Genomic DNA, 11,356 nt, shown 5'->3' on the forward strand with positions numbered 1-11,356 from the left:
CCCAGCCAGCTCTGATGGCTGTAAGTCTCGCCACCATGCGTGTGCTTGAGGCAAAAGGCGTTGACCTCTCCAAAGCTGCAAGTTTTGTAGCAGGCCATTCTCTTGGTGAATACTCTGCACTGGCTGCAGCGGGCTCTTTGAGCATTGCCGATGCAGCACGTCTGCTGCGCATTCGTGGTGACGCAATGCAAAAAGCAGTGCCAGTAGGTGAGGGCGCAATGGCAGCTCTCCTGGGGCTGGACTTCGATCAGGCGATGGAAGTTGCACAGGAGGCCGCTCAGGGCGAAGTTTGTCAGGCAGCTAATGACAACGCAACCGGTCAGGTTGTTGTGTCTGGCCATAAGGCAGCCGTAGAGCGTGCTTGTGAAATCGCAAAAGGCAAAGGCGCTCGCCGCGCTGTTCTGCTTCCGGTCTCTGCACCGTTCCATTGCTCTTTGATGCAGCCTGCTGCAGATGCAATGGCAAAGGCAGTGGCTGAAGTTGAAATTAAAGCACCGGTTGTTCCACTCGTTGCAAACGTTCTTGCTGCACCAATCACTGATCCGGAAGAAATCCGCACTCGTCTCGTAGAGCAAGTGACTGGAACTGTACGCTGGCGCGAATCTGTAACCTGGATGGCCGACAACGGAGTGACCACGCTTGTTGAAATCGGCACTGGTAAGGTTCTCAGTGGCATGGTGCGCCGTATCGTCAAGTCTCTGGAAGGTGTTGCGATCAACACAGCAGAAGATATTGATGCACTTGTTGCACGTCTTGAAGGCGTCGAAAGCTAATACACAGATTTTGAAGGCTCAAAGGCACCGCATTTTGCACTGCGTATAGACGGAACCTATGGTTCCTCCCTATGAGCTTTCTTCAAACGGATTTTAAGCCGAGGAGACCAACGGCATGTTCAATTTAGAAGGTAAAGGCGCTCTCGTAACCGGCGCGACCGGTGGTATCGGTGAAGCGATTGCACGCGCTCTTCACGCGCAAGGTGCAACTGTAACCTTGTCCGGTACCCGCGAAGCGAAGCTGGAAGCGCTGGCATCTGATCTGGGTGACCGCGTTCACATTAAAGCAGCAAACCTGTCTGATCGTGACAGTGTTGATGCGCTTGTACCAGCGGCTGAAGAAATGATGGGCACTCTCGATATCCTCGTGAACAACGCTGGTATCACCCGTGACAACATCTTCATGCGCATGAAGGACGAAGAATGGGATCAGGTTCTTGAAGTGAACCTGTCCGCAACATTCCGTATCTGCCGTGCTGCTATCAAAGGCATGATGAAGCGTCGTCAGGGCCGCATTATCGGAATTACCTCTGTTGTTGGTGTTACCGGCAACGCAGGTCAGGTGAACTACTCTGCTGCAAAAGCTGGCATGATCGGCATGTCCAAGTCTTTGGCGCAGGAAGTGGCGTCACGCAAGATCACCGTAAACACAATTGCTCCAGGTTTCATCTCCACCGCGATGACCGACGAGCTGAACGAAAAGCAGCGCGAATCGATCCTGGGCAACGTTCCAGCTGGTCGTTTGGGCACTGCTGAAGAAATCGCAGGTGCAGCTGTTTATCTCGCAAGTGATGAAGCAGCGTACGTTACCGGTCAGACACTGCACGTGAATGGCGGTATGGCGATGATTTAACGAAGAAATACGCAGCCGGTCCGATCCTCTTACAAATGGGGCAATCACTACTGGCGGCTGGTAAACCAGTGCTAATTGTGCTAGGAACCCGCCGATTAGAAGTGACCTCTTGGAAAGAGGAACGGAAAAGCTGCGGTTTTCTTTGGAAGCGGCTTAACATATGGGCCGTTGCGTCTTTTCAAAAGAACCAGAGTATGCAACACGGGAGCCGAGTGAAACAAGGCCCCGCGAAGCGGACCGAAACACTACCTTGAAAACCAATTGAGGACTTAAAATGAGCAATGTTGCAGAGCAGGTAAAGAAGATCGTTGTCGAACACCTCGGCGTAGAGGCTGACAAGGTCGTTGAATCTGCAAGCTTCATCGACGATCTTGGTGCAGACAGCCTGGACACCGTTGAACTGGTTATGGCTTTCGAAGAAGCATTTGGCGTTGAAATCCCGGACGATGCTGCTGAAACCATTCAGTCCGTTGGCGATGCTGTAAAGTTCATCGAATCCAAACAGGGCTAATCCTGTTTCAAAAAGCTAGGCACGCGGTGGGTCATTTGCGCTCGCCGCGCCTGTTTCCTTTTCAGCTGCATGCCTGTCGCAGAGAATGACACTTATGTCTTCCGGTACGACACAAAGGGCTGGCAGCGCCAATCTAATTAAAGTGCAGGAAATATGCGTCGAGTCGTTATCACAGGCATTGGCATGGTTAGCCCGCTGGGCAGCAGTGCAGAAATCTCTTGGCAGCGAATTCTTGAAGGTAAGAGCGGTGCACGGCGCATCGAGGGCTTCGAAATTGAAGACCTTCAAACCAAAATCGCCTGTCAGGTACCACTTGGCGATGGAACCGATGGAACCTTCAATCCAGACGATTTCATGCTCCCAAAAGAACAGCGTAAAGTAGATGACTTCATCATTTATGCTGTCGCAGCTGCCGACCAGGCAATTGCAGATTCGGGATGGAATCCAGAGACTGAAGAAGAGCAGAACCGTTCCGGGACCCTGATTGGGTCTGGAATTGGCGGTCTTCAGGGTATCGCTGAAACAGCAATTATGATGGAAGAGAAGGGCCCGCGTCGTGTTAGCCCGTTCTTTATTCCTGGTCGTTTGATCAACCTTGCAAGCGGTTATGTGTCCATCAAGCACAAACTCAAAGGCCCGAACCACTCAGTGGTTACAGCTTGTTCCACTGGTGCGCACGCTATTGGCGATGCTGCCCGTCTGATCGCATTGGATGATGCAGACGTTATGGTTGCTGGCGGCACTGAGAGCACAATCTGCCGTTTGGGCATTGCCGGGTTTAACGCCTGTAAAGCACTGTCTACTGGCTACAACGATGAGCCTGAAAAAGGTTCTCGTCCCTACGATAAAGACCGCGATGGCTTTGTCATGGGCGACGGTTCTGGCGTTGTTGTTCTCGAAGAATACGAGCACGCTGTTGCGCGTGGTGCGAAAATCTACGCTGAAGTTGTTGGTTACGGTCTGTCCGGTGATGCATACCACATTACGGCACCGGCATCCGATGGCGACGGTGGGTACCGTTGTATGAAAGCTGCGCTGAAACGCGCTGGCATTTCTCTCGGTGATGTTGATTACGTCAACGCACACGGCACCTCAACACCTCTGGGTGACGAGATTGAGCTGGGTGCAGTTGAGCGTTTGGCTGGTGATGATGCCGGGTCTTTGACCATGTCATCCACCAAATCTGCAACCGGCCACCTGTTGGGTGCTGCTGGTGCAGTAGAGGCAATCTTCACCGCTTTGGCGATCCGTGATCAGATTGCTCCACCAACGATCAACCTTGAAAATCCATCAGTTGAAACTGAGATTGACTTGGTCCCTAATAAAGCCAAGAAGATGGAGATTAATTATGCTCTGTCTAACTCATTTGGCTTTGGCGGCACAAACGCGTCTCTGGTTCTCAAAAAAGTCGAGTCATAACTCGCTTTCTTGATCAAGAAATAAAAGGGCCAGACTCCGCATGGCGGAATCTGGCCTTTTATATTGCGGCTCCCGAATGGGTTAGGCTCTGTAATGAGTATTTAAAGCGTATCTGCGAAAAGTGGGCATCGGTTTTCGCTAAGGATACGCTAGTAATGGAGTGCTGTAAGTGCTCCCGTATAGAGGGTTACAATGGCTCAATCGCCTGAAGACAACTCAAATGGGCCTCAAGATCAGTCCGATCTTCATATTCAGCCGGGTGGGCAATCTGCACCGCGGAGTCCCAGCCGCGCTATTCAGCCAGAAGCTGCACCACCACCTCCGCCGCGTTCCCGTCATGCACGCAATCCAGTCGTCATAACCATCAACTTTCTGCTTTCCATGGCTGTACTCGGCATTATCGTTGCCGGCGCTGCACTTTATTGGGGGAAGGGCGAGTTTGATGCCACCGGTCCGCTGACAGAAGAGAAAATCTTCATTGTCGCGAGTGGCATGAGCCTGCCGCAGATTGCTGCGAAGCTGGAAGACGAAGGCGTCATTACCAACTCACTCGTATTTGAAGCTGGCACCCGCCTGTTCAAAAATGAGAACAAAATCAAAGCAGGTGAGTACGAGTTCCCACTAGGGATTTCCATGAAGACTGTCATGGAAGATCTTGTCGGTGGCCGTGCTGTGTACCACTCCGTAACCTTCCCGGAAGGCTGGAGCAGCGCTCAGATCATCAACCGCCTGAATGCAAACAAGATCCTGACCGGTGAAATCTCTGCAATCCCAGCAGAAGGCTCGCTGCTGCCAGAGACCTATACATTCACCCGTGGAACCACAAAGGCGCGCATTATCGAACAGATGGAAAAGGCGATGAATGATCACATCGCACGCATCTGGGAAAAGCGCTCTCAGGGTTTGCCGATTGATACGCCAGAACAACTCGTGATCCTTGCCTCTATCGTAGAGAAGGAAACGTCCAAGGTGGATGAGCATCCGCGCGTTGCTTCTGTCTTCGTCAATCGCCTGCGCAAGGGCATGCCGTTGCAGTCTGATCCAACGATCCTTTACGGCTTGTTTGGTGGCGATGCCTGGACAAGAGATCGCTCTGCGATCACGCGCTCCATGCTCAAGGAAAAGAACCCTTACAACACCTACCAGATCAAAGCACTGCCTCCGGGGCCAATCGGCAACCCGAGTGCTGCAGCTCTGGAAGCGGTCGCAAATCCTGCTCGCACAAAGGATCTCTACTTTGTAGCCGACGGAACGGGTGGCCATGCTTTCGCTGAAAGCTATAAACAGCATCAGCGCAATGTAGCCAACTGGCGTAAGGTTGAAAAAGAGATCCGTGCCAGACAGGCTGCGGAAAAGAAAAAGAACTGATCTGCAAACCTTGCAGGACAAAATGAGAAAAACCTGCCCAGTTGAAACACCGGGCAGGTTTTTTGCTGAAAGCAAGCATCTACGTGAAAGATGCATACTGGTTTTCAGATTAGGTTAGGCGCAAAGGCCGGGGCAACGACATACCTCATGGGCATGGACCGATTTCACGGGTAAGCTCAGGGCCAGCAAATATTGAATGAGAACGCCAACGAACAGACGGTGTTCAGATGAGGAGTTTCAAGGGATGGCACTGGCGAGCATGACCGGCTTTGCGCGCGTGGAAAGCAGCTATGAAGAGACACGCTGGGTGTGGGAACTCCGTTCCGTCAATGGCAAAGGTATGGATGCCCGGTTGCGTCTGCCTCAGGGGCTGGACGGAGTTGAAGCGGAAGTGCGCAAGCGCCTCGCTGCGAAACTGAAACGCGGTAACGTCTCTGTAGGCCTGCAGATGCAACGTTCGCAGTCTGACACCGCGCTGGTTGTAAATGAAGACGCTCTTGAGCAAGTACTCAAAGCCATCTCCATTTTGCGGGACCGTCTGCCTGATGCACCAGAGCCAACACTCGACGGCATTCTGGGCTATAAGGGCGTTTTGGAGTTTGAAGAGGCTGAAGAGAGCGAAGATGAAAAGAACGCTCAGATTGCGGCTCTTCTGTCATCCTTTGGTGAAGCACTGAACGAGCTTGTCGAAATGCGCAGAAGCGAAGGCAACGCCATTGCCACTTTGCTGAAGGGCCAGGTCGATACCATTGAGGCATTGGCCCGGCAAGCTGAGGAACTGCCCTCCCGCAGCCCGGAGGCCATTCGTGCCCGTCTTGAAACTCAGGTCAACGAGCTGCTTCAGGCGAGCAGCCAGCTTGATCCTCAGCGCTTGCATCAGGAAGCAGCTGTTCTTGCCACCAAAGCAGACATCCGTGAAGAACTGGACCGACTTTACGCGCACGTGGAAGCTGTCGGTGACTTGCTCGTCAAAGGTGGGGCCATCGGACGTCGCCTCGATTTCCTGGCACAGGAATTTAACCGCGAAGCAAACACACTTTGTTCTAAATCCAACAGCGTAGAGCTGACAGCAATCGGGCTTGAACTGAAAACAGTGATCGACCAGCTCCGCGAACAAACTCAAAACATCGAGTGAAGCGGTGCTGCGAAAATCAGGGATCGGTTTTCGCAGCAGAACATGAAGACAAGAGTTTGAAGTGCAGATAAGCAAAAGAAGACAGAACCAATATGACCTCTAAAAAATCAGATGGGACAACCGTATCAGCTCAGGACATCGAAGAGGCGCGCCGCGGCTTTATGCTGGTGTTAGCTGCGCCCTCCGGAGCAGGGAAGGGAACGATCGCAAACAAACTGCTGGCTGATGACGACAAACTGGCGCTCTCTGTGTCAGCAACGACCCGTCAACGCCGCGCAGCCGAAGAGCACGGCGTTCATTACTACTTTCTCGAAACGGATGAGTTCGAACGCAAGATCAAAGCCAACGAACTTCTGGAATGGGCCAAGGTCCACGACAACTATTACGGCACTCCGCGTGAACCGGTTGATGCCAGCCTGAACGCAGGTAAGGACATCCTGTTTGATATTGATATCGCAGGCGTGCGCCAGCTGCAGGAACAGGCCGGAGAAGACGTTGTTGCCATCTTCGTTCTGCCACCATCAATCGCAGAAATGCACGCCCGCCTGACGGGCCGTGGAGATGACGATGATGCAGCCATCAAACGCCGCATGAAGACAGCGATTGACGAAGTCTCCGGTTGGCAGGAGTTTGACTATATCATCGTAAATGATGACCTAGATAAAGCCGTAGCAACAGTGCAGTCAATCATCGCAAGCGAACGTCTGAAACGGGTTCGCCTGCCAAAACTCTCAGGGAAGATGGAAGGTATAATTGCCGACCTGAAGGCTACCATTGCTGAATAATCAGACAAGAACAATGCAAAATCTTGTAAATTCAGAATGTTGACGTGGTTTTGTGATTCAAACTATTAGCTACTTGAATCAAATTATGAGCCAGATACAAGCAGGGCATTACTTGCAAGAGCAGGTGCCCTGCAAAACAGCAGCCGTCGTGAGTGAATAGCCATTGACCAGCCAAGTACAGAGACGGGTTGAACTTGAGGACAAAGAGCGATGATCACACGACGTCAGGCGCTGAAGGGCGCTTTGTTTGGCGGGGCAGCTGTTGCTGGCGGCTTGGCAGGTGCCTCCAGTCTGTGGGCTGTTCCAAAACGCCATGATATGATTGCAAGAAACATCGATCATCAATTGATGAACGGTGCGCCTGCCACAAAAAACATGTTTACGTTTGGCGACGCCATGCCACCAACCTTGCGCGTAAAGCAGGGCCAGCCGTTCCACAGTCGCCTCATCAACAAACTGCAAGAGCCAACGACGATCCATTGGCATGGCATGCGCCTGCCCAATGATATGGACGGCGTGGCATTCCTGACCCAGCATTATGTGTACACCGACGATCACTTCGACTATCGCTTCACACCGCATGATGCAGGTACGTTCTGGTATCATCCGCACTGTAACTCTTTGGAGCAGTTGTCTTACGGCATGACAGGCTTGATGATCGTCGAGGAAGATGAAGATCCCGGCTTTGATCATGACATCCCGGTAAACCTGCGCGACTTCCGCCTTGGCAGTGATGGTCAGTTCGTCAAACTGTTCCAGCCACGCAAATCTGCGAGAACAGGGACGTTTGGAACGTTCCGTACCTCTAACTGGCAATCAGCACCAGTTATGGATGTAAAAGCAGGCTCCCTTGTCCGCCTGCGCCTGTGCGTCACTGATGTCACCCGCATTTACAAATTGTCCTTCCCGCAAGGCACGGATGCAAAGGTCATCGCCATGGATGGCAATCCGGTTGAACCATTTGCAGTTAACAAGCTGGCATTGGGGCCGGGGCAGCGTGCGGACATAGCAATGCGTATTCCAGATGGAGAAGGGCAGCAAATTGAACTGACCAACTTCTCCTCATCCTCTCCATGGCCGGTGCTGTCACTGAGAGCAATCGGGCAATCCTTGAACCGCGACCTGCGCGAGATCAAACCGTTGCCAGCCAACCCGATCCCGCAGCCTGATCTGAAAAACGCGGAATACATCCCGCTGGAATTCTCGGCCACAGCGGAAAAACGACCAGCCAACCCAATCTGCGGAAGTCTGGGATTTTCATTCTGGGCGGTCAATAAAGAGGCATGGCAAGGCGCAGAGCGCGGCCCATTAGATCCGGTGGAAGTTCTCAAACGCGACAAATCTTATGTGTTCGAGTTCATCAACCGAACCCCGCACACGCACCCGATCCATATCCACGGTATGACCTTTCAGCTCCTCAAAAGCAATAAACGCCAGCTCGCCCCATGGTGGACCGACACCGCGCTCGTGCTGCCAGACGAACGCGTACAAGTGGCCGTGCGCCCGGACTACGAAGGCGACTGGCTCATGCACTGCCACATCATAGAACACCAGGAAAGCGGCATGACCGCCTTCATGCGCGTGGAGTAAAATCACTTCTGCGAAGAAACCAAAAGCCCTGAGACCGGATAAAATCTCAGGGCTTTCTTTTGCGCATACAGTAAGAAACGCTAGCGTGATTTTACAGGATCAAACTTAGAAACGATGCTTAAAGGCCATGATACCAGACGCCCCAAGGTTACCTGTTGTATGGCCTTCGTTCACGGAGAGTACTGCTCCCAGACCCAATGAGGTCTCTTGCATAAGATCGATGTCATAACGGAAACCAAAATCCACCTGTCGTGCGCTAGGCGTAAGCTCTATCTCGTGGTCTGCGTAGGAAATCGTTCCATCCAGCAAACGCCCAGACGGGACACGAATGGTTCCGGTACCTTGTTCGATGCGCAGGGGCTGCCGAAGTAAAAATGTGATTGAATCTGTCTTCGAGAACAATCCTTCAACCTTCATCCCAGCGCTAAAGGCACTATGGAGAGCTGGATCAAGAGATTCGATGTACCCAGCGCCGCTGGAAACGGTCATACCAAGCTCAGCATTTGCAAAGAATGAAAGGCCTTGCCGATATGTCCACTCACCAGCGAAAGAGAAGGCAGAACTTGCAGCAGATAAGCTCTCATCATCTTGGCTTTCCGCAGTGAGACCGAGCGCAGTACCTGTTTCGCTATTCACGGTGAAGCCAAAGACACTTGTCAGATCAGGCGTTATCGCTCTTGCCGTAGAAAGTCCAAATCCTACTGAAGCGATACCATCATTCGTGCGTTCGACAAATGCTAGCGTACCAATGCCGTGTCCATTGGATTTGCTCACGGTTGCAAAAGCCATGGTTTCAGGGCCGTCTGCAATAATTGAAGAATCGCCAGAAAATAGTCCGCTACCAGATCTTATAAAGCCGAGTTCCTCACCAACATCTGAGATGGCGCCTGAAACAAACTGAAGTCCGCCAGAATCCTGGGAGAGCTCATTGTTCATGAAGGAGTAAGACAGCACTCCAGAGGTTTTGACTTTGGTATCTGATCGGAAGGTGGCAAGCTGTGCACCGACGTTTTGTGACTGAGATCCCACAAGTGCACTTGCATCAATGGCAAAGTTTGCGCCAAGGGAATCGTAGATAGCCATGGCTTTACCCTGAAGCGCATTTGCTATGGCGTCTCCATGAGCTGTACCGGCTGTGACACTAACTTCTGATAGAGGAACAATGCCATCATAAGCATTATCGGAAAGCGGTGCACCTACATTTCCAATCGGCATCAACGCCGCTTTTAAATCAAGAAAACCATGACCAAACTCTTCATTGTAAGCGTGGGTCACGCCGTTTCCGAAGTCGATAGTTCCAGTTGTTGTCATGAAGCTGTTGTTGGCTGATGCAAAGAGCCTGTTGAGCAAGTCTTTAGCTGGTAAAGATGGAAACGCCTCCGCAAGAAGGGTAATTGATCCGGATACTTGAGGAGCAGCAAAAGAGGTCCCTGTTGCCACTCCATAGGCGCTGTCCGACGATGAAGTTCCACCGCGAACGGTTCCATTTGTTGTCAGGCAATATTGTGCGGTTTCAAGGCAACTTGCAGATACCCGGTGTACCTTAGAGATGTTGCCATCAGAATCGTATTCAGGAAGACCATTGACTGCGACCGCCCAAGAGCCCTTCAGTTCAGAGAAAATTTCGGGCAGAGCTGCAATGAAAGATGAGCTGGTGTCATTCTCATCATTAGACTGTGCAAATACCACAACACCACTGCTGGTAAACTGATTAAGGGCAGATCTGTAGTTCTTCCAGGATTGAATGCTTTGGCCGGAATAATTAGCAAGAACGGCTTCCGGGGATAAGCCTGGATTCTGATTAGCTATCGAGTTGTAATAGGAAAGCGTGATGGTCGCGCCATTCGCAAAATGATAACCCCATGAATTATTTTGGACAATAGCCCCGTTGTTGAAAGCATCTGTAGTTGTCGCTGCAAGGTGTTCAGTGCCTGAACTGGACGGTGAACCACCCTCTAATGTGCTTAAGTGAAGGTCAGCGCCAGATGCAACTCCCATCACACCGCTTCCATTTTCATCTCCAGCTGCGATTGTTGCAACGAAGGTTCCATGGTCGTGCACTTCGTTCTTTCCGTAGACCGTAACATTTTTATCTCTGAGATCTTTGTGAGACAGCAAGAACCCGGTGTCGAGAATAGCAATTGTTTCCCCAGCACCGGTCAGCCCAACTGAACGCGCAAATTGAAGGTTGATGTCTGAGAACGCATTGCTTTTTATCGAGTACCCTGTTCCAGTCCAGGCTGAGCTAACGTTGATCTTCTGTGTGGCAAACTCATCAGTTTTGGAAATGAGATCCACTGTTGCTGTGTTAAATGAGGTCGTGCAAGAAGATGAAAAAGCATCGGGTGTACCGGCATTATTGGTACACGTTTGAGTCTTGATGAGTGGTGCGTTTCTATTGGCTGTGTCTGTGGCATCGGAACTCCCACCACCGCCATTGCACCCAGATAAGCTCAAGAGTGTGATCGACACACCAGCCCAGTATACGGTTGTTCTCATCAGAACCTCAACTTGATTAATGTCAGTTGCGCTTAACAAAGAAGGTCTGGCTGTATAGTGAAACTGTCAATTAGTGGGTTGAGGTAAGCATGCTTAATGTGCAGTTTTAAAATCTGTTTTCAGATTTGTGTTTTGTACCATCTGTGTTCTGCAAAGATCAGTTCGAACTTGTTTGCCTAACGTGGAAAAATTCTTTTTTGATCTGTTCAGCAAGACCGTGATTGCAGAGCTCTTTTTTCAAAGAACTCTGCAGCAGTGTGTTGCTTTGATGCACTCAGTATCGCTTCCTCATGCATCGCCGCAATCATGTTTTGAAAGGTTAGTGGCAGCTAAAGCGTTTCGATCAAAGTTTGAATCTATGAGATTCCCCAAAACTTCGATTTGTGATTCACTCTGTTCGGGAGGATCACAGCATGCCAGCAC

Annotated in this window: 9 protein-coding genes; 8 read left to right on the forward strand and 1 reads right to left on the reverse strand. The window is 51.3% G+C overall.

Going from position 1 to position 11,356, the window contains the following annotated elements:
- The 8 genes from PPL9_RS01310 to PPL9_RS01345 form a co-directional block, all read left to right on the forward strand.
- Positions 1-773 (forward strand): ACP S-malonyltransferase (locus tag PPL9_RS01310; protein WP_082596449.1); only part of this gene is annotated, 773 nt, incomplete at its 5' end.
- A gap of 115 nt (positions 774-888) precedes the next feature.
- Positions 889-1,626 carry a 3-oxoacyl-[acyl-carrier-protein] reductase gene (gene fabG, locus PPL9_RS01315; protein WP_057460954.1) on the forward strand — a complete coding sequence of 246 codons (738 nt, stop codon included), beginning with the start codon at positions 889-891 and terminating at the stop codon, positions 1,624-1,626.
- A 274-nt stretch (positions 1,627-1,900) separates the two neighbouring features.
- A complete protein-coding gene (locus tag PPL9_RS01320) occupies positions 1,901-2,137 on the forward strand; it encodes an acyl carrier protein (RefSeq protein WP_008551920.1) in 237 nt (78 codons plus the stop codon).
- A gap of 153 nt (positions 2,138-2,290) precedes the next feature.
- Positions 2,291-3,556, forward strand: coding sequence for a beta-ketoacyl-ACP synthase II (gene fabF, locus PPL9_RS01325; RefSeq protein ID WP_057460955.1), 1,266 nt, complete (start codon positions 2,291-2,293; stop codon positions 3,554-3,556).
- A gap of 192 nt (positions 3,557-3,748) precedes the next feature.
- The gene (gene mltG, locus PPL9_RS01330) at positions 3,749-4,924 is read left to right on the forward strand and encodes an endolytic transglycosylase MltG (protein ID WP_057460956.1); all 1,176 of its coding nucleotides are present in this window, start codon (positions 3,749-3,751) and stop codon (positions 4,922-4,924) included.
- 244 nt (positions 4,925-5,168) lie between these two features.
- A complete protein-coding gene (locus tag PPL9_RS01335; protein ID WP_057460957.1) occupies positions 5,169-6,059 on the forward strand; it encodes a YicC/YloC family endoribonuclease in 891 nt (296 codons plus the stop codon).
- A 92-nt stretch (positions 6,060-6,151) separates the two neighbouring features.
- Positions 6,152-6,844: a guanylate kinase gene (gene gmk, locus PPL9_RS01340; RefSeq protein ID WP_057460958.1), complete on the forward strand. Its 693-nt coding sequence runs from the start codon at positions 6,152-6,154 to the stop codon at positions 6,842-6,844.
- Positions 6,845-7,054: 210 nt separating this feature from the next.
- A complete protein-coding gene (locus PPL9_RS01345) occupies positions 7,055-8,434 on the forward strand; it encodes a multicopper oxidase family protein (RefSeq protein ID WP_057460959.1) in 1,380 nt (459 codons plus the stop codon).
- Positions 8,435-8,539: 105 nt separating this feature from the next.
- On the opposite strand, the gene PPL9_RS01350 is transcribed toward PPL9_RS01345, so the two are convergent.
- On the reverse strand, positions 8,540-10,933 hold the full coding sequence (locus PPL9_RS01350) for a S8 family peptidase (protein WP_057460960.1): 2,394 nt from the start codon (positions 10,931-10,933) through the stop codon (positions 8,540-8,542).
- Between the last annotated feature and the right edge of the window lie 423 nt (positions 10,934-11,356).

Origin of the sequence: Pseudovibrio sp. POLY-S9, from assembly GCF_001431305.1 — a bacterium.
Taxonomy (GTDB): domain Bacteria; phylum Pseudomonadota; class Alphaproteobacteria; order Rhizobiales; family Stappiaceae; genus Pseudovibrio.

Coding starts and splice junctions, on each gene's coding strand:
- PPL9_RS01345 (WP_057460959.1), top strand. CDS start 7,055: ATGATCACACGACGTCAGGCGCTGAAGGGCGCTTTGTTTGGCGGGGCA.
- PPL9_RS01320 (WP_008551920.1), top strand. CDS start 1,901: ATGAGCAATGTTGCAGAGCAGGTAAAGAAGATCGTTGTCGAACACCTC.
- PPL9_RS01335 (WP_057460957.1), top strand. CDS start 5,169: ATGGCACTGGCGAGCATGACCGGCTTTGCGCGCGTGGAAAGCAGCTAT.
- fabG (WP_057460954.1), top strand. CDS start 889: ATGTTCAATTTAGAAGGTAAAGGCGCTCTCGTAACCGGCGCGACCGGT.
- PPL9_RS01350 (WP_057460960.1), bottom strand. CDS start 10,933: ATGAGAACAACCGTATACTGGGCTGGTGTGTCGATCACACTCTTGAGC.
- mltG (WP_057460956.1), top strand. CDS start 3,749: ATGGCTCAATCGCCTGAAGACAACTCAAATGGGCCTCAAGATCAGTCC.
- gmk (WP_057460958.1), top strand. CDS start 6,152: ATGACCTCTAAAAAATCAGATGGGACAACCGTATCAGCTCAGGACATC.
- fabF (WP_057460955.1), top strand. CDS start 2,291: ATGCGTCGAGTCGTTATCACAGGCATTGGCATGGTTAGCCCGCTGGGC.